Source organism: Actinacidiphila glaucinigra (assembly GCF_035918135.1).
Taxonomy (GTDB): domain Bacteria; phylum Actinomycetota; class Actinomycetes; order Streptomycetales; family Streptomycetaceae; genus Actinacidiphila; species Actinacidiphila glaucinigra.
Map to the genome: position 1 here is coordinate 6,693,863 of NZ_CP109144.1, position 26,334 is coordinate 6,720,196.

Below are 26,334 nucleotides of genomic sequence, written 5' to 3' on the forward strand. Positions count from 1 at the left end.
GTCCCCGCTCTACGAGGGTGCCCCCGGCGCTAGGGCGACGCGACCGCAGCGGCGACCGGTTCGGCCGTACCGTCCGCCTCCTGCGCCGCCGCCTCGCGGGCGGCGAGCCGCTCCCGCCGCTCCCGGCGGACGAGGATGACCCAGCCGACCGGCACCATGGCGGTGAACAGCCACCACTGGATCGCGTACCCCATATGCATGCCGATGCTGCTGTGGTCGGGGTCCGGGATCAGCTCGGGCTGCCGCCCGGAGGGCTTGGGGGAGGTCGTCTCCAGCTCGATGTAACCGCCGACCGGCCGCTCCGCCGCGGGCAGGTCCTCGGCCACCAGGGCGCTGTTGATCAGCATGATCATGCGGTCGGGCAGTCCGCCCTTGTTCCGGATGCCGGTCGCCGCCGTGGTCTCGTCCGGGCGCAGCCGGCCGGTGACGGTGACCTCGCCGGACGGGGCCGCGGGGACCTTCGGGACCTTCGTCAGGTCGGTACCGGCCGGGATCCAGCCCCGGTTGACCAGCACCGACCGGCCGTCGGCCAGGACCAGCGGGGTGATCACGTGGTAGCCGATGCTGTCCCCGTCGGCGGCGGTGCGCTGACGGGCGACGACCTCGCCGGCGGTGTCGTAGCGCCCGGTCGCGGTGACCGTGCGGTAGACCTCCCGCTTCGGTACGGCCGCGCCGGGGGCGGTCAGCGACTCCACCGGGGCGGGCTTCGCCCTGAGGTTGTCCGCGATCAGGTGGTTGCTGGCCACCCGGCGCTCGTGCCGGTGCATCTGCCAGAAGCCCAGCTCGACCATGGCGGGCATCAGGAGCAGTGCGATGAGGGTGAGGATCACCCACTGCCGGGACAACAGGAAGCGGTACACCCCATGACCGTACAACTCGGTCGCGGGGCGCTCTGCGGAGGGGTCGGACGGCGCCGCGGCGAGTCCGCCGGGATCAGCCGCCGCCGGGATCAGCGCCCACCGGGATCAGCCGCCGCCGGGCAGCGAGCCGACCCGGTCGATGATGCCGCTGCGGCCCTCGGCCTTCGAGCAGTGGCCGCCGCAGTACCAGTGGCCGTCGACCTCGACCCCGTGGCCGACGATCCGTACCCGGCAGTGCTCGCAGATGGGCGCCATCCGGTGGATGGCGCACTCGAAGCTGTCGAAGACGTGCACGGCCCCCTGGGCGTGCACTTCGAAGCTCATCACATAGTCGTTTCCGCATACTTCGCATCGGGCCATGAGGCCCAGGGTGCGGGCCGGGCCCCGGCGCGGCAATCGGTGACCGGGTGCGTCGCGGGCGCACCACTCGAACGGCGGTGTCAGCCGTGCACGTCCGGCGCGGGGGCGACGTCGCCCAGCAGATCGGCGAAGCGGCGCTCGCCGACCACCGGGGTGCCGAGCTGCCGGGCCCGTACGGTCTTCGTGGTGAGCGAGCCCGGGTCGTTGGTCACCAGCAGGCTGGTCAGCCGGCTCACCGAGGACGACACGTGCAGACCCGCCTCGGTGGCGCGGTCCTCCAGCAGTTCGCGGTCGATGCTCGTGTCGCCCGAAAAGGCGACCCGCATTCCCTGGACCAGTGGTCCCCCGGACTCCAGCCGCCCCGGGTTGGGGTAGGGGCAGGCCGGCCGCCTCCGCGCGGGCCGCCAGCTCATCGGCCGGTAGGTGCTGCGGTATCCCGCGGAGGCCGACTGCGCGGGGACGGCCGTGTCGATCCACTCCGTCAGCGGACGGCAGGCGTGCAGCGGCAGCCGGAGTCCGCCCGCCGCGGCCTGCCGCAGGCTGGGGCGGAACACCTCCGCCAGCACGCGGGCGTCGTCCAGGGCGTGGTGGGCGCGTTGCTGGACCACGCCGAAGTGCGCGGCCAGGGACTCCAGCTTGTGGTTGGCCAGCGGCAGCGCCAGCGCCTTGGAGAGCACGATGGTGCACAGTCGGTGCTCCACGGGCGCCACGGTGCCCGCCCGCGCGAACTCCCGGGCCAGCATGGACCAGTCGAAGACCGCGTTGTGGGCGACGAACACCCGGCCCGACAGCCGATCCGCCAGCTCGGCGGCGACCTCGCCGAAGAGCGGGGCGTCGGCCAGCATGTCCGAGGTGAGGCCGTGGATCCACACCGGGCCCGGGTCCCGCTGCGGGTTGACGGGGGTGTACCAGTGGTCCTGCACCTCGCCGTGCGCGTCCAGCCGGTAGACGGCCGCGGACACTATCCGGTCGTCGCGGCCGAGGCCGGTGGTCTCGACGTCCACGACGGCGTATCCGTCGGGGTAGGCCTCTGGCCACGACGGTTGCGGAAGCTGGGGCGCGTGCATGGAGGAACACAATACGGGCGGCCACCGACAGCGCCCGCCGCCACCCGCCCCTGGCGCACCGTCGGATGCCCCCGTGGGCGGTCCGTCCGGGGGCGGCGCGCCGGGCGTGTGACGCTTCGGTCCGGCCGGTCAACCGCCCGCCCTGTGACTCCGGTTGGGCTCACACCCCGCCGCGGCGGCCGGCCCGGCCGACTCCCTCCGATACCGCCGGGTAGAACCGATCGGTAACGACCTCTAGCCGGGGCCGCCACGCGCCCTTAAGGTGCGCGCATGCCGCAACTGCCCGATGCCGTGATGTGGTCCATACCCGCGTTCGTGCTGCTCACCGTCGTGGAGCTGATCAGCTACCGGATCCATCCGGACGAGGACGCCGCCGGGTACGCAGCCAAGGACACCGCGACGAGCCTGTCGATGGGACTCGGCAGCCTGTTCTTCGACTTCCTCTGGAAGATCCCGATCGTCGTGGTCTACACCGCTGTGTACGAGTTCACCCCGCTCCGGGTGCCCGTGGACTGGTGGACGCTCCCGCTGATGCTGCTCGCGCAGGACTTCTTCTACTACTGGCAGCACCGCGGTCACCATGTGATCCGCATCCTGTGGGCGAGCCACGTGGTGCACCACTCCAGCCGGAAGTTCAACCTCTCCACCGCATTGCGCCAGCCCTGGACCGGCATGACGTCATGGGTGTTCTACCTGCCGGTGGTCGCCTGCGGGGTGCACCCGGCGGCACTGGCGTTCTGCTCCTCGCTCAGCCTGGTCTACCAGTTCTGGATCCACACCGAGCGCGTCGACAAGCTGCCCCGCCCGGTCGAGTTCGTCCTCAACACGCCCTCGCACCACCGCGTGCACCACGCCTCGCAGGGCGGCTACCTGGACCGCAACTTCGGCGGCATCCTGATCGTCTGGGACCGGCTGTTCGGTTCCTTCGCGGCGGAGGGCGAGCGTCCGGTGTTCGGGCTCACCAAGAACATCACCACGTTCAACCCGCTGCGGGTGGCCACCCACGAGTACGCCGCCATCGCCCGTGACGTCGCCGCGGCCCGCACCTGGCGCGACCGCGCGGGCCACGTCCTGCGCGGTCCCGGCTGGCGGCCGAGGGGCGAGGAGCCGGCGGCGTGACGCGCGAGCGCGCCGCCCGCGCGGCGACGGCGGCCTTCGCGGTGGTGGCCGCGGTCCACCTGGCGGCGCAGCTCGCGGGGTCCGTGACGGCCGACCACCTCACCAAGCCCGTCCTGGTGCCGCTGCTCGCGGTCTGCGCGGTGCTGCGCGGTGGCCCCCGGCTTCTGGTGGCCGCGCTGCTGTGCGGCTGGGCGGGGGACGTGCTGCTGCAGCTCGACGGGGACACGTCCTTCCTCCTCGGGATGGGCGCGTTCGCGGCAGGGCACGTCTGTTACCTCACACTCTTCACCGCCCGCGGGGCCTTCGCCGACCGGCGGCGCGCGGCCGTGACGGCGGCCGGCTACGCGGTCGTGTGGCTCGCCGCGCTCGTCGTGGTGTGGCCGGGCCTGCCCTCCGGGCTGCGGCTCCCGGTCGCCGCGTACAGCCTGCTGCTGACGGCGATGGCGGCCGGCGCGGCCGCGCTCGGCCCGCGGGCGACGGCGGTGGGCGGGGCGCTCTTCCTGCTCTCCGACACCCTGCTCGCGACCCGGCTCGCCGACCTCCCGCAGCTCCCGGCGGCCGACTTCTGGATCATGCTCGGCTACCTCGCCGCGCAGTTCCTGCTCTCCACCGGCCGGTACGGTGGTACGACCCCGTTCGAACAACCATCGAGGACGACTTCCGTATGCGCGCCACCGTGATCCACGCCCCCCACGACATCCGGGTGGAGGAGGTGCCGGACCCGGCGGTCCGGCAGCCCACCGACGCGGTGGTGCGTGTGGTGCTGGCCTGCATCTGCGGCAGCGACCTGTGGGCGTACCGCGGCGAGTCGGCCCGTAAGCCGGGACAGCGCATCGGGCACGAGTTCCTCGGCGTCGTCGAGGAGACCGGCTCCGCGGTGTCCGGGCTCAGGCCCGGCGACCTGGTCGTCTCCCCCTTCGTGTGGTCCGACGGCACGTGCGACTACTGCGCGGAGGGCCTGACGACCTCCTGCCCGGCCGGCGGCTTCTGGGGCCAGGTCGGCTCCGACGGCGGCCAGGGCGAGGCCGTACGCGTGCCGTTCGCGGACGCCACCCTGGTGCGGCTGCCCGCCGAGGCCCTGTCCGACGACCGCCTGCTGGCGGGTCTGCTCACCCTCTCCGACGTGCTGGGCACCGGTCACCACGCCGCCGTCGGCGCCGGTGTGCGGCCCGGGGCCACCGTCGCGGTCGTGGGGGACGGCGCGGTCGGCCTGTGCGGGGTGCTCGCCGCCCGGCGGCTCGGCGCGGAGCGGATCATCGCGCTCGGCCGGCACGAGGCCCGCACCGCCATCGCCCGTACCTTCGGCGCCACCGACGTCGTCGCCGAGCGCGGCGAGGCGGCCGTCGAGGCGGTCCGCCGACTGACCGGCGGCCACGGCGCCCACGCGGTCATCGAGGCCGTCGGCACCGAGCAGTCGATGCGCACCGCGGTCGCCGTCACCCGCGACGGCGGTACCGTCGGCTACGTCGGAGTCCCGCACGGCAGCGGCACCGGCCTCGACCTGAGCGACATGTTCGACCGCAACGTCTCCCTGCGCGGCGGCGTCGCCCCGGTCCGCACCTACATCCCCGAACTGCTCCCGGACATCCTCGACGGGACGATCGACCCGTCCCCGGTCTTCGACCTCACCGTCGGCCTGGACGGCGTCCCGGGCGGCTACCAGGCGATGGACGAGCGCATCGCGCTGAAGGTCCTCGTCAAGGCCTGACGCCGCCCCGGACAGCGGTCCGGACAGCGGGAACGCCCGGCGGGGATCCCGCCGGGCGTTCCCGCTGTCACGCGGGGCGCGTCACTTGGTGACGGCGTCCAGGGCGTCGACGATGCCGTGGCCGTAGAAGCTGGTCACGTGCCGTCCCGCGGTGCAGGTGGCGTCCTGCACACCGTTGCCGTCCGGGTCGTACAGACCCGTCGGGCAACGCGGGTCGTCGGCCTGGGCCTTGAGCATCCACTGCAGCTGCTCCGGGGAGGCGTGCGGGTGGCGGCTCTTGATGAGCGCGGCGACGCCGGCCACGTGCGGGCTGGCCATCGACGTGCCCTGCAGGTAGCCGTAGGTGTTGCCGGGCAGCGTGGACAGGATGCGCCCGTTGGCCGAGGGGGTGGCGGGGATCTGGTAGCGGTCGCCGCCCGGGCCCGCGACGTCGACGACGCCCAGACCGTAGCTGGAGTAGTACGACTTCAGCTTCTGCACACCGGTCGCGGAGACGGTGACGACGCCCGGCAGCTGGGTCGGGAGGTCCCAGCAGACGTGCGGGTCGATCGTCCGGGTGACCGGGGTGGTGTCGTCGGGGCTCGTCGCGTCCTCGATCGCGTCCGAGTCGAGGTCGTGGTTGGAGTTGCCCGCCGAGGCGACGTTCAGCACACCCTTCTTGTGGGAGTACTGCGCGGCCCGGTTGACGGCGTCGACGATGGCCCGCTGGTCGGGGTCGCCGAAGCAGTTGTAGAGCCAAGGGTCGATGTAGTAGCTGTTGTTGGTGATCTCGACGCCGTGGTCGGCGGCGAAGACGAAGGCGCAGACCACGCTCTCCGGGAAGAACAGCTGGGTGACGGGGTCGGCCACCTTGATGGAGGCGACCTTCACGCCCGGGGCGACACCCGCCACGCCGATCCCGTTGCGCGCCGCGGCGATCTCACCGGCGACGTGCGTGCCGTGGTAGGCCTCCGGAACGTAGGGACGCCAGGCGCCCGGGCTCGTGTCGGCCTTGCCGCCCACGCAGTTGGCGGACTGCGAGGCCGAGAAGTTGGCGGTGAGGTCCGGGTGCGTGTCGTCGACGCCGGTGTCGATGACGGCGACCGTGACCTTGCGGCTGCCCGGGTTGATCCGGGCGGCCTTGTCGGCCCGGATGGCCGGCAGGTCCCACTGGTCCGGCTCCATCGGCTCCTGCCCGGCGGTGGCCGCGGCCTTCGCCCGGGCCGCGCCGGCGGCGGTGATCTCCTGCACCGCGCCCAGATCCGTCGTCGACGCCGTGGACAGCGCGGCCGTACGGGTCGCCCCGGCCGTCTGCACACCGCGCACCTTGCGCATCTCGGAGGCGAACGTGGGGTTCGCGGAGTGGACGACGATCACGCCGATCCGGTCGTAGGTGGTGACGACGTCACCACCGCTGCGGGACACGGCCCGCTCGACGGACTTGATGGTTCCCCGGTCGGTCTTGGTGTTGACCACGTACGACAGCGTCGGGCCGTCGTACACGGCACCGCCGCCGTTCGAGGCGGATCCGGCGGTGGCGGCCGAGGCGGCGTTCGGCAGGAAGGCGAGAGCACTCGCCACCGCGAATCCGATGGGTATCGCGAAGGCGCGGCGCCGTCTTGGCAGTGGAGCCATGGGATCTCCAATCGTCCAAACGCCCGTCCTGGCGGCCGTGTTGCCCTTGGACGGGTACATGACGTTGGAAGCTATCGCCGCCGTCGGCGCGCGATCAATGGATTGGTAAAGAAAGCTCAAGTTCCGGTTGCCGAAGAAGAACCAGTTTTCAACTACCGCCCCCTGTCGAAGGCCGTGGTTGCGCCTCTACCATGCGCGGGTCCGATCTTTACGTGACGTAGCTCACGTCGGCGCCCCGTGCGCCCGCGCGGGTCGCGTCGCCTGCTCGTGCCCTCTCAAGCTCCGCCCCCACAGGAGGCATCGTGGACCCCGCACGACCTTCGGCAAGCTCCGGTCCGCCGTCTGCCGACTCGTACGCCGAGGTGCAGGCGAGCGCGGAGTTCGCCCAACTGCGCCGCTCATACCGCTCGTTCGCGTTCCCGCTCACGGTCGCGTTCATCACCTGGTACCTGCTGTACGTCCTGCTGTCGAACTACGCCGGCGGCTTCATGGACACCAAGGTCGTGGGCCACATCAACGTCGCCCTCGTCTTCGGGCTCGCGCAGTTCGCCACCACCTTCGGCATCGCCGTCTGGTACTCCCGGCACGCGAACGCCAAGCTCGACTCCCGCGCGGACGCCATCAAGGCGCGCCTGGAAGGCCCCGGCGTCCGGGGCGCCGACGACACCGACGACACCGAGAGCACGGAGGCCACCGCATGACCGCGCTGCACACCACGGGAGTCCAGGTGGTCGCGGTCGGCGCGAGCGAACACCGGCCGCTGATCATCACCCTGTTCTCGGTCTTCGTCGTCGCGACGCTCGGCATCACCGTCTGGGCGGGCCGCCAGACCAAGGACGCAACCGACTTCTACGCCGGCGGCCGCTCCTTCAGTGGCTTCCAGAACGGCCTGGCGATCTCCGGCGACTACATGTCGGCCGCGTCCTTCCTGGGCATCGCCGGCTCCATCGCCCTCGTCGGCTACGACGGATTCCTCTACTCGATCGGCTTCCTCGTCGCCTGGCTGGTGGCGCTGCTGCTGGTCGCCGAACCGCTGCGCAACTCCGGCCGGTTCACCATGGCCGACGCCCTCGCCTTCCGACTGCGGCAGCGCCCGGTGCGCACGGCCGCGGGCATCTCGACCATCGTTGTCAGCATCTTCTACCTGCTGGCCCAGATGGTCGGCGCGGGCGCCCTGGTGGCGCTGCTGCTCGGCATCACCGGTGAGGGGCCGCGCCGTCTGATCGTCATCCTCGTCGGCGTCGTCATGGTGCTGTACGTGACCATCGGCGGCATGAAGGGCACCACCTGGGTGCAGATGGTCAAGGCGGTGCTGCTGATCGGCGGGACCCTGCTGATCACGTTCCTGGTCTTCGCCAAGTTCAACTGGAACCTGTCCTCGCTGCTCGGCGCGGCCGCGGAGAAGAGCGGCAAGGGAGCGGCGTTCCTGGAACCGGGCCTGAAGTACGGCGTCACCGCGACCTCGAAGATCGACTTCATCTCGCTGGGCCTGGCCCTCGTCCTCGGCACGGCCGGTCTGCCGCACATCCTGATCCGCTTCTACACCGTGCCCACCGCCCGGGCCGCCCGCACCTCGGTGAACTGGGCGATCGGCATCATCGGCTGCTTCTACCTGATGACGATCGCGCTGGGCTTCGGGGCCGCCGCGCTGCTCACCCCGGAGACGATCACCACGTCCAACGCGGCCGGCAACACCGCGGCCCCGCTGCTCGCCCAGGAGATCGGCGGCGGCGCGGACTCCACCGGCGGCGCGATCCTGCTGGCGGTGATCTCCGCGGTCGCCTTCGCCACCATCCTGGCCGTGGTCGCGGGCCTCACCCTCGCCTCCTCGTCGTCCTTCGCGCACGACCTGTACGCCAACGTCATCCGCAAGGGCACGGCGAGCGAGAAGGAGGAGGTGGCGGCGGCGAAGATCGCCGCGGTGGCCATCGGGGCCGTGGCGATCCTGCTCGGCATCTTCGCGGGCAAGCTCAACATCGCCTTCCTGGTCGCCCTGGCCTTCGCCGTCGCGGCCTCCGCCAACCTGCCGACGCTCCTGTACAGCCTGTTCTGGAAGCGCTTCAACACCACCGGGGCGCTGTGGAGCATCTACGGCGGTCTGATCACCTCCGTGCTCCTGGTGGTCTTCTCGCCCGTGGTCTCGGGCAAGGCGACCGCGATGTTCCCCGGTGTGGACTTCCACTGGTTCCCGCTGGAGAACCCCGGGATCATCTCCATCCCCGTCGGTTTCCTGCTCGGTGTGGTGGGCACGCTCCTGTCCAAGCCGGAAGAGGACGCCGACCGAAAGTACGCGGAGCTGGAGGTCCGGTCACTCACCGGAGCCGGAGCGCATTAAACAGACTGTTGAACGTCAGTGCCGTCCCGTAGGCTGCGAAGTAGCGGGACGGCACTGCCGTCCCACCGACCGGACCCTCAAAGGGAGGCGCGCCGTGCTGATCGACACCTACGGCCGGATCGCGACCGACCTCAGGGTCTCGCTGACCGACCGGTGCAATCTGCGGTGCACCTACTGCATGCCCGAGGAGGGCCTGCAGTGGCTCGGCAAGCCCGAACTGCTCACCGACGACGAGATCGTCCGGCTGGTGCGGATCGCCGTCACCACGCTCGGCGTCAAGGACGTCCGCTTCACCGGCGGCGAGCCCCTGCTCCGCCCCGGCCTCGTCGGCATCGTCGAGCGCTGCGCGGAGCTGGAGCCCCGTCCCAAGCTCTCCCTCACCACCAACGGCATAGGCCTCGCCCGCACCGCGGCCGCGCTGCGCGGGGCCGGGCTGGACCGGGTGAACGTCTCCCTGGACACCCTGCGGCCCGACGTGTTCCAGACCCTCACCCGCCGCAAGCGGCACGAGGACGTCGTCCGCGGCCTGGAGGCCGCCCACGCCGCGGGACTGACCCCGGTCAAGGTCAACACCGTGCTGATGCGCGGCATCAACGACGACGAGGCCCCCGAGCTGCTGGCCTGGGCCCTGGAGCACGACTACGAGCTGCGCTTCATCGAGCAGATGCCGCTCGACGCCCAGCACGGCTGGCAGCGCAGCGACATGGTCACCGCCCAGGAGATCCTGGAGAGCCTGCGGACCCGCTTCACCCTGACCCCCGAGACCGACGAGGCCCGCGGTCACGCCCCAGCCGAACGCTGGCTGGTGGACGGCGGCCCCGCCCGGGTCGGTGTGATCGCCTCCGTCACGCGGCCCTTCTGCCGGGCCTGCGACCGCACCCGGCTCACCGCGGACGGTCAGGTGCGCAACTGCCTGTTCGCGCGTGAGGAGAGCGATCTGCGCGCCGCGCTGCGCTCCGGCGGCTCCGACGAGGAGATCGCCGAACTCTGGCGCACCGCGATGTGGGGCAAGAAGGCCGGCTCCGGCCTGGACGACCCCACGTTCCTGCAGCCCGAGCGGCCCATGTCAGCCATCGGCGGCTGAGCTCGTCTCCCACTCCTCGAAGGGCACGACGTCCTTCAGGAAGCCGCGGACGCCCAGGAACGACGACAGGTGCTCGCGGTGTTCCTCGCACGCCAGCCAGGTCTTGCGGCGCTCGGGCGTGTGGATCTTCGGGTTGTTCCAGGCGAGCACCCAGACGGCGGGGGCGCGGCAACCCTTGGCGGAGCAGATCGGAGATTCGTCGGTCACGAACCCCATCCAAACATGGCGACGCCGGGCAGCCACGGGGGGAGCCGCCCGGCGTCGGTCCGTCGCTCCGACGGGGGATGCGGAGCGCGTACGCAGTATGTCACGCGGCACGGCCCGCAGTGCAGTGGATCCTCATGATTGATCTGAGGTTTTCTTGAGCTTCGAAGCGGGGCGGGAACGGGGAAAAGGTTCAGGCCTGACCGGAGCGAGGCCGTCCGTCCTCTTCCGTGGTCCGCTCCGCCGGCAGCAGTGGTTCACCGGGGCCGAGCGCCGGCGGGACCGGCGGCGCGATCCGGGCCGAGGGCAGCCCGGGGGCGTTCTCCCGGCCCGCGTTGGCGATGACGACCGCGATGTACGGCAGCACCAGACCGAGCACCAGCGCGATCCAGGCCAGGGGCGTCGAGACGTTCCACAGGACGACCGCCAGGATGAACGACAGGGTGCGGACCGACATCGAGATGATGTAGCGCCGCTGCCTTCCGCGGACGTCATCGGTGAGCCCCGCCGCGGTCCCGGTGATCCGGAAGACCTCGGTACCGCTCCGCTTCCGCATCACGTTCCACCACCTGCTCGAAACGCCGGAAGCCACCCGGTTCCGGCACGGCCCACGTTACGCCGTGGGTCCGTCGCAGTGGAGACCGGGGAGGCGGTCGGCGTGTGACAGCACCCGCCTTACGGCGTATGGCCGCCTTCCGCATGCGGCGTACCCGGGCCACGCCGAAACTGGCCGCATGAACTGGTTCTGGGCGATCATCGTCGGCATCGTGCTCGGCTTCCTGGCGAAGCTGCTCCTGCCAGGGAGGCAGGACATCCCCTGGTGGCTCACCATCATCTGCGGCATCCTCGGCGCCTTCCTGGGCAACGCGGTCGCCGGATGGGTCGGCGTACGGCACACCAACGGCGTCGACTGGATCCGCCACGTGCTGCAGATCCTGGGCGCGATCCTCGTGGTCGCCGTGATCACCCCGCTGTGGGCCTCGGTCCGCGGCAGGCGGCGCCGGACGGCCGCCTGACGGGACGTGCCGGCCGCCCGGCAGGGCTCTCCGCTCAGTGGGCGTGCTGCCGCAGATGCGTCGGCGGCACCAGGTCGGTGAGCCACACTCCGTTGGCGCTCACCCGGAACACGTGGCCAGTGGCAGCCAGCCCCGCCGCGTCCACCGCCAGCACCACCGGACGGCCGTGCCGCGCACCGACGCGCACGGCCGTCTCCACGTCCGCGGACAGGTGGACGTCCTGCCGGGACATCGGCTTGAGCCCCTCGCGCAGCACGATGGGCAGGGTGGTGCTCGCCGTGCCGTGGAAGAGGACGGCCGGCGGATCCGCCGGGGACAGCCCGAGGTCGACGTCGACCGAGTGCCCCTGGCTGGCCCTGATCCGCCGCCCGTCCTCCGAAAAGGCGTACCGCTTCTTGTTGTTGCAGGCCACGACGTGGTCGAGGTCGGCGCGCGAGAAACGCCGGCCGGCCCGGCGGGACGCGGCGATCAGCTCGTCGACGTCCACCCAGCCGGCCTCGTCGAGGGTGATCCCGATCGAGGCCGGGTCGTGCCGCAGCACCCGGGCCAGGAACTTCGAGACCTTGACCGTCTGCTTCTCGTCCATCGCCCCACCCATCGTCCTGGTCAGACCCCCTGGCTGACCGAGCTCATGTTGAAGTCCGGGACCCGCATCGCCGGGAACGCGGCCCGGGTGAACCAGTCGCTCCACTCGCGCGGCAGCGTCCGCTCGGTGCGGCCCACCTCGGTGGCCCGGCCCAGCAGGTCCACCGGCGACTCGTTGAACCGGAAGTTGTTCGCCACGCCGGTCACCTCGCCGCCCTCCACCAGGTAGACCCCGTCCCGGGTCAGCCCGGTCAGCAGCAGGGTGGCCGGATCCACCTCGCGGATGTACCACAGGCAGGTCAGCAGCAGGCCGCGCTCGGTGTCCGCCACCATCTCCTCCAGCGACCGCTTGCCGCCGCCGTCCAGGATCAGGTTGCCCCCGGACGGAGCGAAGGGCAGCCCGGTCAGACCGGCGCTGTGCCGGGTGGTGGACAGCCGGTTGAGCACGCCCTCGCGCACCCACTCGGTCGCCTCGACGGGCAGCCCGTTGTCGAAGACCGACGCGGCGTCGCCCGAGGCGTGGGCGATCACGAACGGCGCCGACTCCAGCCCCGGTTCGTTCGGGTCGCTGCGCAGCGTCAGCGGCAGTTCCGAGAGCTGCTCGCCGACCCGGGTGCCCCCGCCCGGCCGGCTGAAGACCGTACGGCCCTCCGCCGCGTCCCGGGCCGCGGCGCTCCACTGCTGGTAGATCACCAGGTCCGCCACGGCGGACGGCGGCAGCAGCGTCTCGTACCGCCCGGCGGGCAGGTCGATCCGGCGCTCGGCCCAGGCCAGGCGCTGCGCCAGGTCGGCGTCGAGGGCCGCCGGGTCGACGTCGGTGAAGTCGCGGGTGGCGGCACCGGCCCACGCCGAGCGGGACATGTCCTCGGACTTGGCGTTGAGCTCCAGGGTGCCGCTGGGCTGGTCGTGACGGAGCCGCAGCCCCGAGGACGTGCCCAGGTAGGTGGAGGTGACGGAGTGGTACGCGAAGCCGTACAGCCTCCGGCCGCCGGCCCGTGCCGCGGCGAAGGACTCGCCCAGGGCGGGCGCGAAGGCGGCGAACACCTCGGAGGAGGTCTCGGCCGGCGGCTCGGTGAAGGAGGGGCTCGCCGGCACCCCCTCGACCAGCGGCTGGGCGTCCTCGGCGGGACCGGCGGCGCGCGCGGCCGCCTCGGCGGCGCGTACCAGCGGCTCCAGTTCGTACGCGGTGACCGCGGCGCGGGACACCACGCCCGAGGCGGTGCCCTGGGCGCCGTCCACCGTGGCGACCACGGTCAGGGTGCGGCCCCGCGTCACACCGTTGGTGGTCAGGGCGTTGCCCGCCCAGCGCAGGTTGGCCGAGGAGTCCTCGTCGGCGATGACGACGCAGCCGTCCGCCCGGGACAGCTCCAGGGCGCGCTCGACGATCTCGTGGGGCTTCGAAACGGAGCTCATCGACCGGCCTCCTGCGTGGTGTTGAGGATGTTGACGCCTCGGAAGAGCGCGGAGGGGCAGCCGTGCGAGACGGCGGCGACCTGTCCCGGCTGGGCCTTGCCGCAGTTGAAGGCACCGCCCAGGACATAGGTCTGCGGTCCGCCGACGGCCTCCATGGAGCCCCAGAAGTCGGTGGTGGTGGCCTGGTAGGCGACGTCGCGCAGCTGTCCGGCCAGCCGGCCGTTCTCGATCCTGAAGAATCGCTGGCCCGTGAACTGGAAGTTGTAGCGCTGCATGTCGATCGACCACGACCGGTCGCCCACGACGTAGATGCCGCGCTCGACGCCGCCGATCAGCTCCTGCGTCGACGGCCCGTCCGGCGCGGGCCGCAGCGACACGTTCGCCATCCGCTGCACCGGCACATGGCCGGGGGAGTCCGCGTACGCACAGCCGTTGGAGCGCTCGAAGCCGGTGAGCCGGGCGATCCTGCGGTCGAGCTGGTAGCCGACCAGGACGCCGTCCTTGACCAGGTCCCAGGACTGCCCGGCGACGCCCTCGTCGTCGTAGCCGACGGTCGCCAGGCCGTGCTCGGCGGTGCGGTCACCGGTGACGTTCATGTGCGCGGAGCCGTACTGCAGCTTGCCCAGCTGGTCGAAGGTGGCGAACGAGGTGCCCGCGTAGGCGGCCTCGTAACCCAGCGCGCGGTCCAGCTCGGTGGCGTGGCCGATCGACTCGTGGATGGTCAGCCACAGGTTCGACGGGTCGACCACGAGGTCGTACGAGCCCGCCTCCACCGACGGCGCCGCCATCTTCTCGGCGAGCAGCCCGGGGATCTCCGCGAGCTCCGCGTCCCAGTCCCAGCCGGTGCCGGTCAGGTACTCCCAGCCGCGTCCGGCCGGCGGCGCGAGGGTCCGCATCGAATCGAAGCCGCCGGACTCCGGGTCCACGGCGACGGCGGTCAGCTCGGGGTGGACCCGCACCCGCTGCTGGGTCGTGGTCGTCCCCGCGGTGTCCGCGTAGAACTTGTTCTCGTGGACGGTCATCAGGGAGGCGTCGACGTGCGACACGCCGTCGGCGGCCAGCAGCCGCCCGCTCCACTCGGACAGCAGACCCGTCTTGTCGGCATCGGGCACCTCGAAGGGGTCGACCTCGTACGAGGAGACCCACACCCGGTCGGAGTGGACCGGCTCGGCCGCCAGCTCCACCCGCTCGTCGGAGCCCGCCGCCGCGATCACCTTGGCCGACAGCTTCGCCATCGCCACCGCCTGCCCGGCCACGCGCGCCGCGGCGTCCATGGTCAGGTCGACCCCGGAGGCGAAGCCCCACGCCCCGCCGTGCACCACGCGCACCGCGTAGCCGACGTCCGTGGTGTCGGACGAGCCGGATGCCCTCCCGTCCCGCAGTCGCCACGAGGCGCTGCGCACCCGCTCGAAGCGGAAGTCGGCGTGCTCGGCGCCCAGCGCGCGGGCGCGTGCCAGCGCCGCGTCGGCGAGCGCCCTGAGCGGCAGCGCCAGGAATGACTGATCGACCTCGTGGGGCACGTCGGCCTCCCCTTCTGTCCAGTCGTCGACGTCTCCGCAGTGAATCATGCCGCTCCGACAATCCGCCCGCCTGCGGTTTTCTGTAGGGACTCGACAGCGACTCGCACATGCCCCTGTCGGGGGTCGATTCCACGTACCGCGAGGTAGGCAGATAGTTTTCTGGAGTACCAGACCTCTAGGGAAAGGGTGATCCGTTGAGCCGCTCGGTTCTCGTCACCGGAGGAAACCGGGGCATCGGCCTCGCCATCGCCCGAGCGTTCGCCGACGCGGGCGACAAGGTCGCCGTCACCTACCGCTCGGGCGAGCCACCCGAGGGGTTCTTCGCCGTCAAGTGCGACATCACCGACGGTGAGCAGGTCGAGCAGGCGTTCAAGGAGATCGAGGCCCAGCAGGGCGCGGTCGAGGTGCTGGTGGCCAACGCCGGCGTCACCCGCGACCAGCTGCTGCTGCGCATGTCCGACGACGACTTCACGACCGTCCTGGACACCAACCTCACCGGCACCTTCCGCGTGGTCAAGGCCGCGTCGCGGAAGATGCTGCGGGCCCGCAAGGGCCGCATCGTGCTGATCTCCTCCGTCGTGGGGCTGCTCGGCTCGGCGGGCCAGGCCAACTACGCCGCCTCCAAGGCCGGCCTCGTCGGCTTCGCGCGCTCCCTCGCCCGTGAGCTCGGCTCCCGCAACATCACCGTCAACGTGGTCGCCCCCGGGTTCGTCGACACCGACATGACCCGGGTGCTCACCGACGAGCAGCGCAAGAACATCGTCGGCCAGGTTCCGCTGGCCCGTTACGCGCAGCCCGAGGAGATCGCCGCCTCGGTCCGCTTCCTCGCCTCCGAGGAAGCCGCATACATCACCGGAGCCGTCATTCCCGTCGACGGCGGATTGGGTATGGGTCACTGAGCATCATGAGTGGAATTCTCGCTGGAAAGCGCGTCCTCATCACCGGCGTGCTGATGGAGTCCTCCATCGCCTTCCACACCGCGAAGCTCGCCCAGGAGCAGGGCGCCGAGATCATCCTCACGGCGTTCCCGCGTCCCACGCTGACCGAGCGCATCGCCAGGAAGCTGCCCAAGCCGGTCAAGGTCATCGAGCTCGACGTCACCAACGACGAGCATCTGGCCTCGCTCGCCGACGTCGTCGGCGAGGAGCTGGGCGGCCTCGACGGCGTCGTGCACTCCATCGGCTTCGCGCCGCAGGACGCGCTCGGCGGCAACTTCCTGAACACGCCGTTCGAGTCGGTCGCCACCGCGATGCACGTCTCCGCGTACTCGCTGAAGTCGCTCACCATGGCCTGCCTGCCGCTGATGCAGGAGGGCGGCTCGGTCGTCGGCCTCACCTTCGACGCGCAGTTCGCCTGGCCCCAGTACGACTGGATGGGCCCGGCCAAGGCGGCGCTGGAGGCCACGTCCCGCTACATGGCCCGGGACCTCGGCAAGCAGAACATCCGCTGCAACCTGATCTCGGCCGGCCCGATCGGCTCCATGGCCGCCAAGTCCATCCCGGGCTTCAGCGACCTGGCCGACGTCTGGAACCACCGCTCCCCGCTCGAGTGGGACCTCGCCGACCCCGAGCCGGCCGGCCGCGGTGTCGTCGCGCTGCTGAGCGACTGGTTCCCGAAGACGACGGGCGAGATCATCCACGTCGACGGCGGTCTGCACGCGGTGGGAGCGTAGCGGCTCGCGCCGCTCGGACCACTGGACGCGGCGCCGCTGACGGCGGTGCGCAGCCGGGCGGAGTCCGGCGCAGCCGTCCCGAAGCCGGGGAGGCCCTTCGGGGCCGAGTCGTGCGAGGGCGGCGGGAAGGACGGGACGACGGGCGGGATTGTCCACGTCGACGGCGGTCCCACGCGGTGGGAGCTGATCGCACGGCCGTCACGGCCTCTTCGCGTACGGCCCCGGTGCCGCCTTCGGGCGGCGCCGGGGCCGTACGCGCGTTCGGGGCCTTGTCCCCCGTTCGGCCCAGCAGACCGGGTGGCCGGGCCCCGTGGGCCGGGAGGATGGCTGTGCGGGGGGAGAGCCGGGGGTGAGCGGAGGGAGGGCGTGCATCGTGCGTGCCTACGTGTGCGCCGCGGCGGCGCTCGCGGCGTTCGCCGCGGGCCTGGGCCCGGCGGCCGCGGCGGGGGCCGCGGCACGGCTGCCGGACGTCGCGCAGTGCCGGACCTCGGTGCAGGGCAGCGAGGGCGTCGCCGTGTGCTTCAACCCCGACCCCGACCTGGACCGTGTGCGGCTGCACATCGAGTGCCGCCAGTGGTGGGACCCGGACGTCGACGGGGCCTCCGTCCCGGTCGGGCCCGCCGAGACCGTCACCCTCAGCGACCGCTGCTGGAAGGAGATCCAGGAGATCTGGGTCAGCGGGATGCTGGGCTGAAGCGGCAGCTGAAGGCGTGCGCCGACGCTTCGGCGGAGGCCGCCTCCGGATCGCCGGCCCGGATCGCCTCGACCAGCCGGGCGTGGTCCACGTACTGCTCGGGGCGCAGCTCCTCGCCGACGTCCGCGCGCAGGAACGCGCGCAGTACCTCGCCGAGGTCGGCGTAGAGCTCGACGACGACCTCGTTGTGCGAGGCCGCCACGACGGAAAGGTGCAGTGCCGCGTCGGCGTCGACGAAGGCCTCGGCCTGGCCCGACTCCCAGGCGCGTTCCCGCCGTGCCAGGGCCGCGTCCAGCTGCCTCAGGTCGCGATCCGTGCGGCGCCGCGCGGCGAGCGCGGCGGCGGACGCCTCCAGGGCGCTGCGCAGCTCGGCCACGTGCTGCGGATCGGAGTCGGCGAAGCGGCGGTGCATGACCCCGGCCAGCTCGCTGGTGGCCAGCACATAGGTGCCGGAGCCCTGCCGGATGTCGAGCAGTCCGTTGTGCGCGAGCGCCCGGACCGCCTCGCGGACGGTGTTGCGGGCCACCCCGAGCTGCTCGACCAACTGTGTCTCGGTGGGGATCCGCGACCCCACCGGCCACTCACCGGAGGTGATCTGGGCGCGCAGCTGCGCGATCACCTGGTCGGCCAGGGCGGAGCGCCGGGGCGAGGTCAGGGGCATGGACTCTCCTCAACATTCATCCCATCATTCTATGATGGTCGGCATGCGTGACGACGAAGCGACGCTCGACCCTGCCACGGAACGGGCCACCATGCCCGCACACCTCCCCACCGCCGCGCAAGGCGTACGGCGCACCCGGATCCTGGTGGCCGTCGCATTGGTGCTCGCCGCACTCAATCTGCGGCCCGCGATCACCAGCCTCGGCGCACTCCTGGAGGAGGTCCGCGACGGCCTCGGCATGAGCGGCACCGTCGCGGGCCTGCTCACCTCCGTTCCCGCGCTGTGCTTCGCCGTGTTCGGGGTGACCGCGCCCCGGCTGGCCCGCCGCCGCGGTCCCGGTGCCGTGGTCTGCGCGGGCCTGGTCGCGATCACCCTCGGGCTCTTCCTTCGTCCGTTCGCCGGCGGCACTGCGCTCTTCCTCGCCGCCAGCGCCCTCACGCTGGCCGGCATAGCCGTCGGCAACGTCCTGATGCCCGTCGTCGTCAAGCGCTGGTTCCCGGACCGCGTGGGCACCATGACCGGGCTCTACTCGATGGCCCTGTCCCTGGGCACGGCCCTCGCCGCCGCGGCGACCGTCCCGGCGACCCGCGCCTTCGGCGGCGACTGGCGGCTCGGCCTCGCGGCGTGGGGCGTGATCGCCGCCGTCGCCGTACTGCCCTGGCTCGCCCTCGTCCGCGACCGGGGCCCCGCCCCCGCGGCCCCCACGGCCTCCCCGCAGGCCCTCGCCCCGGAGCGGACACAGACCGGCAGCATCGCCCGCAGCCGCACCGCCTGGGCGCTCGCCGTCTACTTCGGGCTCCAGGCCACGGGCGCGTACATCACCATGGGGTGGCTCCCGCAGATCTTCCGCGACGCCGGGGTCTCCGCCTCCACCGCGGGCGTGCTGCTCGCCGTCACCATGGTGATGGGCGTACCGCTCTCCTTCGTGCTGCCCGCGCTCGCCGGCCGGATGCGGCACCAGGGCGCACTCGCCGTCGGCCTCGGCCTGTTCGGGATCGCCGGCTACGGCGGCCTGTGGGCGGCCCCGGCCGCCGCGCCCTGGGTGTGGGCCCTGCTGCTGGGCATCTCCAACTGCTCGTTCCCGCTCGCGCTCACCATGATCGGGATGCGTTCGCGCACCGGTGGTGGGGTCGTGCGGCTGTCCGCCTTCGCGCAGTGCACCGGGTACCTGCTCTCCATCCCCGGTCCGATCCTCGTCGGTACCCTCTACCAGCACACCGGCGGCTGGGACCTGCCGGTGGCCTTCATGCTGGCCCTGCTGGTGCCGCAGATCGCCGCGGGTGTGGTCGCCGGCCGCGACCGCGCCGTGGAGGACGAGCTCTGACCACCCGCGTGCGCGGGTGCCGCCGGCGGGTGCGAGACTGGGCGGCATGCCCGTGCTCGAGCCCGATCCCCCGCAGCCGCAGAAGAAGCTCCTGATCATCTTCGGCCTGATGATGGCCGTGCCCGCCTTCGTCGCGGTGATCGCCGTCATCGGCGCCAAGTTCGGCTGACCCGCCACCCCGAGACCCGGGGTAGGGACAACCCCACCTCCCCTAGGGGGCCAGGGTCAGGGTCAAGTGGGTGGGCCACCCGATGGGACCGGCGGCCGCGTTTCCGTAGCGTCGTGGTGCAAGGTCGGACGACGTTCCGGCACCCCGGCCGACCCACGGAGGCGCCCCGTGTCCACGCAGGCTGTTCCCTCGCGTACCCCGCGAACCCGCGCCGCCCGCCCGGCGGTCGGGGGCGGCACGCAGACGCGCCTGCCGTGGTGGGCGCTCGCCCTGCCCGCCCTCGCCTTCGCGGCGCTGCTCGCCCTGGTCGTGGGCCCGGGGGCCGCGGAGGCCTCGGCCGCGGAGCCCGTCGGACAGCTCCTGCACGCGGTCGGCGAAGGGCTCCCGGGGCTCCTGCAGCACCTGCTGTGACCCTCCCGCGGCGAACCGTGATCCGTCCCGCAGCCCGCGCCTGGCGGCCGGATTTCTGGAAAGCTGAGGGTCATGAGCGCAGCTGCATCGCCCCGCCGGATCGTCCTGCTCCGGCACGCCAAAGCCGACTGGCCCGACGTCCCCGACCACGAGCGACCGCTGGCGGAACGGGGACGCAAGGAGGCCCCCGTCGCCGGCCGCAGGCTCGCCGAACTGGGGATCCCGTTCGAACTCACCCTCTGCTCCTCGGCCACGCGCACCCGCGAGACGTGGAAGCTGGCCGCCCACGAACTCCCGCACCGCCCCCGCACCGTCTACGAGGAGCGTCTCTACGACGCCACCCTCGGTGATCTGATCGCTCTGCTCAACGAGACCCCCGAGGACGTCGACGACGTGCTGCTGGTGGGTCACAACCCGGCCATCCACGCGCTCGCGGACGCCCTCGCGGGGGAGAGCGACGGGGACGCCCGCGCGCGGATGAACCGCACCGGCTTCCCGACAGCGGCCATCGCGGTGATCACCTTCTCCGGTCCGTGGAAGACGGTCGAGCACGGCGTCGGCCGCCTCGTCGACTTCTGGTCGCCGCACGACTGAGCCGCGCCCGGCCGCGGCCCGGTGAGCCGCAGGGACGGTACGGCGAGGGCCCCGGAGCGCCCGCTGCCGGGGTCCTCGCCGTGCCCGTTGGTCCGCGCCGGTCAGGCCCGGGCGGTGCCGCCGTCCCCGGCGTCGGCCGCCTCGACCTCCTCGCGGGTGATCCCCAGCAGGTAGAGCACGGTGTCCAGGAACGGCACGTTGACCGCGGCGTCCGCGGCCCGCCGCACCACCGGCTTGGCGTTGAAGGCGACCCCTAGGCCCGCCGCGTTGAGCATGTCCAGGTCGTTGGCGCCGTCGCCGATGGCGACGGTCTGGCTGAGCGGTACCCCGGCCTCCGCCGCGAAGCGCCGCAGCAGCCGGGCCTTGCCCGCCCGGTCCACGATCTCGCCGGTCACCCGGCCGGTGAGCTTGCCGTCCACGATCTCCAGGGTGTTGGCGGCCGCGAAGTCCAGCCCCAGCCGCTCCTTGAGGTCGTCGGTGACCTGCGTGAAGCCCCCGGAGACCACGCCCACCTGGTAGCCCATCCGCTTGAGCGTGCGGATCAGCGTGCGCGCCCCGGCCGTCAGCCGCACCTCCTGGCGGACCTTGTCGATCACGGACTCGTCCAGCCCCTCGAGCAGGGCGACCCGCGCGTGCAGGGACTGCTCGAAGTCCAGCTCGCCGCGCATCGCCGCGGCCGTCACCTCGGCGACCTTGTCCTCGCAGCCCGCGTGCGCCGCGAAGAGCTCGATCACCTCGTCCTGGATGACGGTGGAGTCCACGTCCATGACCACCAGGCGCTGCGCCCTGCGGTGCAGGCCCGCCGACACCACGGCCACGTCGACCCCGCGCTCGTGGGCCTCGAGGGCCAGCGCCGGGCGCAGCAGGTCGGTGGCGACGCCGGAGACGGCGAACTCCACCGCCGTCACCGGGTACTTCGCGAGCCGGAAGATGCGGTCGATGTTGCCGCCCGCGCCGGTGATCCTGGCCGCTATGGCGGCGGTGGACTCCGCCGTCAGCGGGTGCCCCAGCACCGTCACATGGGAGCGGCCCTCGCCACGCGGCCGGTTGTCGCCGATACCGGAGATGATCTCGGCCTGCAGGCGCATCGACTCCGCCCACGCGTGCACCGTCGCGCGCAGCTCGCCCTCCACCGAACGGCCCGCGGGGGCCGGCACCAACGCGCAGAGCACGATGCGCCCCCGGGTGACGACCTGCTCGATGTCGATGACGTTCACCTGGAAGCGGGCCAGCGTCTCGAAGAGCCCGGCGGTGATTCCCGGCCGGTCCTTGCCGAAGATCTTGACCAGCAGCGTCGGCACATTGGCGGCGGTGGCAGCGGTCGCCTGCGATGCGTCGTTCATGGTGTCTCCACCGTATCGGGCACCGTGCCCGGGACGGACATGTGTTCCGCCTGGCGGACACCGTCCGTGGTCAGCGGCGGCCCCCGGGCGCGCCGGGCGGCGGGGGTCCCTCGCGCGGCGGGCCGGGCGGCCCCGGGGGAGGACCGGGCGGCGGGGGCAGCGGCGCCCCGGTGACGGTCCGCGCGGAATGCGGCGCCTGACCCTGTGGTGGCGGGCCGTGTGGCGCCTGACCCTGCGGCGCCGGGCCCTGCGGGGGCTGCCGGTAGGGATTGGGCCGGGTGTCCGGCGGGCCGTAGCCGGGGCTGGGGACGTACGGGCCGGGCTGGTAGGCGATGCCCGGATACGTGCGCGAGTTGCTCTCCCCGGCCGCACGGCGCAGCGCGTACGGCGACACCCGGCGCCCGGCGGTGCCCGTCACCAGCGCCAGTACCGCCCCCGCGCCGCCCGCCGCCGCCCCCCACGCGGCGCCCAGCAGGAGCGCCAGGGGAAGGCTGCCGTGCAGGTCGATGCCGGCGCCCACCGCGTCGAAGCCGAAGACGGAGACGCCCGCGTCCACCGAGACGCCGGTCACCCACACCAGCAGCGGGAAGGCGACCGCCGTGACCAGTCCGAGCCGTAGAGCGCAGCGCCCCGCGTACCCGGCCCGCGTCGACCCCCACCGCGGGGTGCGGGCCGCCGCCAGCGCCCCCGCGGCCAGCATCATCAGCGCCGCGGCGACGGTCAGCAGCCACACCCGCTGGTCGTACTCGGCCAGCCGGGCGGGCGTCACCGGCTCCTCGACGCTGGTCGACAGCAGCCGGTCCAGCGGATCCGGCAGCACCTTCGCCAACTCCCCGGTGGCCGTGCCCCGCCAGGACACGAACAGCCCGAGCGGCACCGCCAGCCACACCCCGTTGGGCGCCCCCAGCAGGGCGGCCCCGGCGATCCGGCCCGGCTCGTCACCCGTCACCGCCCCGTACCCCGCGGCGGCGCAGCCCGCGACGACGGCCAGCAGCAGCACCCGGCGCAGCGCCGATGCCGCGGGCCGGACGACCCGGTGCAGCCCCTCCAGGGCGGGCGGCAGCGGCGCACGGCGCGAGCTGAGCAGTGCCAGCAGGAGGACGACCAGCACCCACAGCAGACCGCCCAGCAGGGTGCGGCCGGTCGCGACGTGGAAGCTCACCGAGGCCTTGGCGTCGATCAGGTCCTGCAGCCCGTCCCCGAGCCCGCCGCCGATGTCACCGATGCCCGGCAACCCGTCCGTCAGGCCGCCGCCCTTGTCCCCGCCCAGCGAGGCCCCGTCGAGGGCGATGGTGTCCTCCCCGGCCCACGCCAGCGCGCCCAGCAGGGTCACGAACAGCACCACCACCGCCCCTGCCCGCGCGGCCAGTTCGCCCCCGGGGACGGTCAGCCCCGCCCCGCGCAGCGACCGCAGGAACACCCAGGCCAGCAGCAGGGCACCGATCAGGCCGACGCCCAGCGGCATGAGCTCCAGCCGGCCCTCGCCGCCGGCGCCGCCCAGACCGAACACCGCGACGTCACCGGAGGGGACGACCTTGCCGCCCACCGCCATGGCGACCACGGCCGCCGTCATCGGCCCCAGCGAGCCCGCGGTGTCGGCGCCCAACAGGTGCAGCCCCAGCGCCGCGGCCCCCACCATCCCCAGGTACGCCCAGCTCACCGCGGCGACCGCCGAGAGCAGCACGCCGCCCCACGGGACCGGTCGCCCCGGGCGCGCGGGCGCGTTCGAAGGTGTGGAGGTGTACGCGGTCATGCCCGCCCCCGAGGTCTCGCGTCCGAACCGCCTGCGCTGCATGGTGCCCCGATCCGTCATGATCCGCACGGTTCATGGGCGGTTACCACTCTCCGGTGGTGTTTCGGCGCCGTCAACGGCTTCTCGGAAGAGGGTTCACATCATCGCCGCGGCATGGCTTCCTAGCGGGTGCGCGTGCCTGGAATAGTTCCGCCCGATGTTCGCAATCCCTAGACTCCCCTCATGGGGAACTCGGGGGACAACTTTGTGGGGCTTGGGGTGCCTGAACTCGTACTCGAACTGAACGGACGGACCTGGGCGCTCGATCCGGCCAGGTCGTACAGCCTCGGCCGCGATCCGCAGTCGGACGTCGTCCTCGACGACGCGCGGGTCTCCTGGCGGCACGCCACCATCCGCCGCGGCGAACGCGGTTGGGTCGTCGAGGATCTCGGCAGCACCAACGGGACCTACGTTCAGGGCCAGCGCGTCCACGCCTATGACGTCGCCGCGGGGGCCACCGTCAACCTCGGCAACGCCACCGACGGCCCGCGCCTGAGCTTCAGCGGCGGCGCCGCGGCCGGCGGTGACCTCTACAGCGCCGAGACCGCGCTGGCGAACCCGCACCAGGGCCGCCGGTCCGGGCCCACCGCACCGGCGACACCGAACTCCGGCACCCCGCCGCGGCAGGGCGGCTGGGGGAATGGCTCGCCCGCCGCCCACGTGCCGCAACCCTCGCCGGCCCCGCGTCCGGACCAGCGGAAGCCCCAGGGCCGCATCCCGTCGCCCCACGGGCCGTCGGGCGCCGCCGGCGCGCCGCCCGTCTACGGCGACCGCAGCCCGACCACCTTCCACCACCTGGTGCTCGGCCGCGTCATGAAGATCGGCCGTGCCCTGGAGAACGAGCTGGTCGTCTCCGACCTGCAGGTCTCCCGCTTCCACGCGGAGTTCAGGGCGCACCCCGACGGCCGCTACGAGATCGTCGACCTCGGCAGCCACAACGGCACATACGTCAACGGCCAGCCGATACAGCGTCATCTGCTGGGCCCCAACGACATCGTGGGCGTCGGCCACTCCACCTTCCGGCTCGTCGGCGACCAGCTCGAGGAGTTCGTCGACACCGGCGAGATCTCCTTCTCCGCCCGCCGGCTGACCGTCCGCGTGCCGCAGGGCAACACCACCAAGACCATCCTCAACGACGTCTCCTTCGGCGTCCCCGAGAAGTCTCTGGTCGCCGTCATCGGGCCGTCCGGCTCCGGCAAGTCGACGCTGCTGCGCGCCCTGACCGGATACCGCCCCGCCGAAGAGGGCGAGGTGCTGTACGACAGCCGCAACCTCTACAAGCAGTTCGCCGAGCTGCGCCAGCGCATCGGCCTCGTCCCGCAGGACGACATCCTGCACAAGGAGCTGACGATCCGCAGAGCCCTGCGCTACGCGGCCAAGCTCCGCTTCCCCGGCGACACCAAGGCCGCCGAGCGCGAGGCCCGCATCGACGAGGTGCTGCGCGAACTCAAGCTGGACGTCCACGCCGACAAGCGCGTCACCTCGCTCTCCGGCGGCCAGCGCAAGCGGGTCTCCGTCGCCCTGGAGCTGCTCACCAAGCCCTCGCTGATCTTCCTGGACGAGCCCACCTCCGGCCTCGACCCGGGCATGGACCGCGACGTCATGAAGCTGCTGCGCGGCCTCGCCGACGACGGCCGCACCGTGCTCGTCGTGACCCACTCGGTGGCCGAACTCGCCCTGTGCGACAAGCTGCTGGTGATGGCGCCCGGCGGTGCCGTGGCCTACTTCGGCCCGCCCGAGGAGGCGCTGAACTTCTTCGGCTACGAAACCTGGGCCGACGTCTTCTCCGCCTTCGAGAGCTACCGCGACTACGACTGGTCCGGCCGCTGGCACGGCTCCCAGCACTACCAGATCTACGCCGCGGACCTGGACGCGGTCGCCCCGCAGTCCGTAGGCGCGGCCCCGCAGCGGGCCAAGCCGCCCAAACCGCAGAGGTGGCCGGCGCAGTTCGTCACCCTCGTCCGCCGCTATCTGTCGGTGATCGTCTCCGACCGGGGCTTCATGGCGCTGATGGTGATCCTCCCGGCCGTCCTCGGCCTGGTGAGCGCGGTCATCCCTGCGAAGTTCGGTCTGGCGCCGACCGGCCAGGCGGACAAGTTCAACACCGACGCCGGCACCATCATGCTGATCATCGCGGTCGGCGCCTGCTTCTCGGGCGCCGCCAACTCGGTCCGCGAGCTGATCAAGGAACGGGTGATCTACGAACGGGAACGCGCCACCGGCCTGTCCCGCTCCGCGTACCTGTTCTCCAAGGTCTTCGTGCTGGGCCTGATCAGCGCCCTGCAGGGCGTCATCATCTGCGCCATCGGCCTGTCGGCGCGCAAGCTCCCCGAGGAGGGCCTGATCGTCAAGGGCTTCCCGGCCGCGGAGATCACCCTGGTGGTCATCGCGCTGGGCTTCACCTCGATGATGTTCGGCCTGGTCATCTCCTCGCTGGTGAGGACCGCCGAGATGACCATGCCCCTGCTGGTGATGTTCGCGATCGTCCAGGTCGTCTTCACCGGTGTCCTGTTCCAGATCTTCGGCACCGTCGGCCTGGAGCAGGTGGCCTGGCTGATGCCCTCCCGCTGGGCCGTCGGCGCCGCCGGCGCCACACTCGACCTCGGACACCTCATGCCGCCCTGGGACCCGGCCAAGCCCGGCAACCTCGACCCGCTGTGGGAGCACTCGGCGAGCCAGTGGGGCTTCGACATGGCGATCCTGCTCGGCATCGCCCTCGTCTGCGGCATCCTCGTGCTGAGGCTGCTGCGCCGCCACGAGCCGGAGGTCATGCGCAAGTAGCGGCCCCG

Annotated in this window: 27 protein-coding genes; 15 read left to right on the forward strand and 12 right to left on the reverse strand. The window is 72.3% G+C overall.

Translation table 11 applies throughout. The features are described 5' to 3' along the window. Positions 1–29: 29 nt before the first annotated feature. From OIE69_RS30125 to OIE69_RS30135, 3 genes are all read right to left on the reverse strand, one after another. Entirely contained in the window at positions 30–860 is an 831-nt protein-coding gene (locus OIE69_RS30125) for an SURF1 family cytochrome oxidase biogenesis protein (protein WP_326577124.1), read from the reverse strand. A gap of 105 nt (positions 861–965) precedes the next feature. Further along, a complete protein-coding gene (locus OIE69_RS30130; RefSeq protein ID WP_089222209.1) occupies positions 966–1,220 on the reverse strand; it encodes a hypothetical protein in 255 nt (84 codons plus the stop codon). 80 nt (positions 1,221–1,300) lie between these two features. Continuing rightward, on the reverse strand, positions 1,301–2,287 hold the full coding sequence (locus OIE69_RS30135) for a DEDDh family exonuclease (RefSeq protein WP_326577127.1): 987 nt from the start codon (positions 2,285–2,287) through the stop codon (positions 1,301–1,303). Positions 2,288–2,557: 270 nt separating this feature from the next. Between OIE69_RS30135 and OIE69_RS30140 the strand changes: the two genes are divergently transcribed. From OIE69_RS30140 to OIE69_RS30150, 3 genes are read left to right on the forward strand one after another with little or no spacing between them, the layout of a single operon-like run. Continuing rightward, complete coding sequence (locus OIE69_RS30140; protein WP_326577129.1) at positions 2,558–3,406, forward strand: sterol desaturase family protein; 849 nt, start codon at positions 2,558–2,560, stop codon at positions 3,404–3,406. After that, positions 3,403–4,086 carry a lysoplasmalogenase gene (locus OIE69_RS30145; RefSeq protein ID WP_326577130.1) on the forward strand — a complete coding sequence of 228 codons (684 nt, stop codon included), beginning with the start codon at positions 3,403–3,405 and terminating at the stop codon, positions 4,084–4,086. The genes OIE69_RS30140 and OIE69_RS30145 overlap by 4 nt, the downstream gene beginning before the upstream one ends. After that, entirely contained in the window at positions 4,071–5,114 is a 1,044-nt protein-coding gene (locus OIE69_RS30150; RefSeq protein ID WP_326577131.1) for a zinc-dependent alcohol dehydrogenase family protein, read from the forward strand. The genes OIE69_RS30145 and OIE69_RS30150 overlap by 16 nt, the downstream gene beginning before the upstream one ends. A gap of 81 nt (positions 5,115–5,195) precedes the next feature. Here the strand turns inward: OIE69_RS30150 and OIE69_RS30155 are convergent, their stop codons facing one another. After that, positions 5,196–6,728: a S8 family peptidase gene (locus tag OIE69_RS30155; protein WP_326577133.1), complete on the reverse strand. Its 1,533-nt coding sequence runs from the start codon at positions 6,726–6,728 to the stop codon at positions 5,196–5,198. Between the two features lie 302 nt (positions 6,729–7,030). On the opposite strand from OIE69_RS30155, the gene OIE69_RS30160 reads away from it, so the two are divergent. The 3 genes from OIE69_RS30160 to moaA all read left to right on the forward strand — a co-directional run bounded on the left by OIE69_RS30160 (position 7,031) and on the right by moaA (position 10,147). Then, positions 7,031–7,429: a DUF485 domain-containing protein gene (locus tag OIE69_RS30160; protein WP_326577135.1), complete on the forward strand. Its 399-nt coding sequence runs from the start codon at positions 7,031–7,033 to the stop codon at positions 7,427–7,429. Then, positions 7,426–9,063, forward strand: a complete 1,638-nt coding sequence (locus tag OIE69_RS30165) for a solute symporter family protein (protein ID WP_326577137.1) — start codon at positions 7,426–7,428, stop codon at positions 9,061–9,063. The genes OIE69_RS30160 and OIE69_RS30165 overlap by 4 nt, the downstream gene beginning before the upstream one ends. 94 nt (positions 9,064–9,157) lie before the next feature. Continuing rightward, positions 9,158–10,147, forward strand: coding sequence for a GTP 3',8-cyclase MoaA (moaA, locus tag OIE69_RS30170; protein ID WP_326577139.1), 990 nt, complete (start codon positions 9,158–9,160; stop codon positions 10,145–10,147). On the opposite strand, the gene OIE69_RS30175 is transcribed toward moaA, so the two are convergent. Both OIE69_RS30175 and OIE69_RS30180 read right to left on the reverse strand, forming a co-directional pair. Continuing rightward, positions 10,130–10,354: a hypothetical protein gene (locus OIE69_RS30175; protein ID WP_089222210.1), complete on the reverse strand. Its 225-nt coding sequence runs from the start codon at positions 10,352–10,354 to the stop codon at positions 10,130–10,132. The two genes, moaA and OIE69_RS30175, sit on opposite strands and share 18 nt — an antisense overlap. 190 nt (positions 10,355–10,544) lie before the next feature. Continuing rightward, positions 10,545–10,907 carry a DUF3099 domain-containing protein gene (locus OIE69_RS30180; protein ID WP_326577141.1) on the reverse strand — a complete coding sequence of 121 codons (363 nt, stop codon included), beginning with the start codon at positions 10,905–10,907 and terminating at the stop codon, positions 10,545–10,547. A 178-nt stretch (positions 10,908–11,085) separates the two neighbouring features. Between OIE69_RS30180 and OIE69_RS30185 the strand changes: the two genes are divergently transcribed. Beyond that, a complete protein-coding gene (locus OIE69_RS30185; protein WP_326577143.1) occupies positions 11,086–11,367 on the forward strand; it encodes a GlsB/YeaQ/YmgE family stress response membrane protein in 282 nt (93 codons plus the stop codon). A 34-nt stretch (positions 11,368–11,401) separates the two neighbouring features. Here the strand turns inward: OIE69_RS30185 and OIE69_RS30190 are convergent, their stop codons facing one another. The 3 genes from OIE69_RS30190 to OIE69_RS30200 are packed head-to-tail and all read right to left on the reverse strand — an operon-like array spanning position 11,402 to position 14,885. Beyond that, entirely contained in the window at positions 11,402–11,953 is a 552-nt protein-coding gene (locus OIE69_RS30190; protein WP_326577145.1) for an RNA 2'-phosphotransferase, read from the reverse strand. Positions 11,954–11,973: 20 nt separating this feature from the next. Beyond that, on the reverse strand, positions 11,974–13,365 hold the full coding sequence (locus OIE69_RS30195; RefSeq protein WP_326577147.1) for a metallopeptidase TldD-related protein: 1,392 nt from the start codon (positions 13,363–13,365) through the stop codon (positions 11,974–11,976). After that, complete coding sequence (locus tag OIE69_RS30200; RefSeq protein WP_326581454.1) at positions 13,362–14,885, reverse strand: TldD/PmbA family protein; 1,524 nt, start codon at positions 14,883–14,885, stop codon at positions 13,362–13,364. The genes OIE69_RS30195 and OIE69_RS30200 overlap by 4 nt, the downstream gene beginning before the upstream one ends. A 194-nt stretch (positions 14,886–15,079) precedes the next feature. Between OIE69_RS30200 and fabG the strand changes: the two genes are divergently transcribed. The 3 genes from fabG to OIE69_RS30215 all read left to right on the forward strand — a co-directional run bounded on the left by fabG (position 15,080) and on the right by OIE69_RS30215 (position 17,251). Then, positions 15,080–15,784, forward strand: a complete 705-nt coding sequence (gene fabG / locus OIE69_RS30205; RefSeq protein ID WP_326577149.1) for a 3-oxoacyl-[acyl-carrier-protein] reductase — start codon at positions 15,080–15,082, stop codon at positions 15,782–15,784. A 5-nt stretch (positions 15,785–15,789) separates the two neighbouring features. Continuing rightward, entirely contained in the window at positions 15,790–16,557 is a 768-nt protein-coding gene (gene fabI, locus OIE69_RS30210) for an enoyl-ACP reductase FabI (protein WP_026251288.1), read from the forward strand. 373 nt (positions 16,558–16,930) lie between these two features. Next, a complete protein-coding gene (locus OIE69_RS30215) occupies positions 16,931–17,251 on the forward strand; it encodes a hypothetical protein (RefSeq protein WP_326577152.1) in 321 nt (106 codons plus the stop codon). On the opposite strand, the gene OIE69_RS30220 is transcribed toward OIE69_RS30215, so the two are convergent. Next, a complete protein-coding gene (locus OIE69_RS30220; RefSeq protein WP_326577154.1) occupies positions 17,232–17,912 on the reverse strand; it encodes a FadR/GntR family transcriptional regulator in 681 nt (226 codons plus the stop codon). The two genes, OIE69_RS30215 and OIE69_RS30220, sit on opposite strands and share 20 nt — an antisense overlap. 43 nt (positions 17,913–17,955) lie before the next feature. On the opposite strand from OIE69_RS30220, the gene OIE69_RS30225 reads away from it, so the two are divergent. From OIE69_RS30225 to OIE69_RS30240, 4 genes are all read left to right on the forward strand, one after another. Further along, positions 17,956–19,236, forward strand: coding sequence for a CynX/NimT family MFS transporter (locus tag OIE69_RS30225; protein WP_326577156.1), 1,281 nt, complete (start codon positions 17,956–17,958; stop codon positions 19,234–19,236). Between the two features lie 46 nt (positions 19,237–19,282). Further along, positions 19,283–19,405 (forward strand): SGM_5486 family transporter-associated protein, encoded by a 123-nt coding sequence (locus tag OIE69_RS30230; protein ID WP_265737379.1) that lies wholly within the window; start codon positions 19,283–19,285, stop codon positions 19,403–19,405. Between the two features lie 168 nt (positions 19,406–19,573). Beyond that, on the forward strand, positions 19,574–19,816 hold the full coding sequence (locus OIE69_RS30235) for a hypothetical protein (RefSeq protein ID WP_089222116.1): 243 nt from the start codon (positions 19,574–19,576) through the stop codon (positions 19,814–19,816). A gap of 72 nt (positions 19,817–19,888) precedes the next feature. Beyond that, entirely contained in the window at positions 19,889–20,410 is a 522-nt protein-coding gene (locus OIE69_RS30240) for a SixA phosphatase family protein (protein ID WP_089222117.1), read from the forward strand. 101 nt (positions 20,411–20,511) lie between these two features. On the opposite strand, the gene serB is transcribed toward OIE69_RS30240, so the two are convergent. Then, positions 20,512–21,753, reverse strand: coding sequence for a phosphoserine phosphatase SerB (gene serB / locus OIE69_RS30245; protein WP_326577159.1), 1,242 nt, complete (start codon positions 21,751–21,753; stop codon positions 20,512–20,514). 70 nt (positions 21,754–21,823) lie between these two features. Further along, the gene (locus tag OIE69_RS30250; RefSeq protein WP_326581455.1) at positions 21,824–23,506 is read right to left on the reverse strand and encodes a streptophobe family protein; all 1,683 of its coding nucleotides are present in this window, start codon (positions 23,504–23,506) and stop codon (positions 21,824–21,826) included. Positions 23,507–23,728: 222 nt separating this feature from the next. On the opposite strand from OIE69_RS30250, the gene OIE69_RS30255 reads away from it, so the two are divergent. After that, positions 23,729–26,326: an FHA domain-containing protein gene (locus OIE69_RS30255; protein ID WP_326577161.1), complete on the forward strand. Its 2,598-nt coding sequence runs from the start codon at positions 23,729–23,731 to the stop codon at positions 26,324–26,326. The last annotated feature ends 8 nt before the right edge of the window (positions 26,327–26,334 follow it).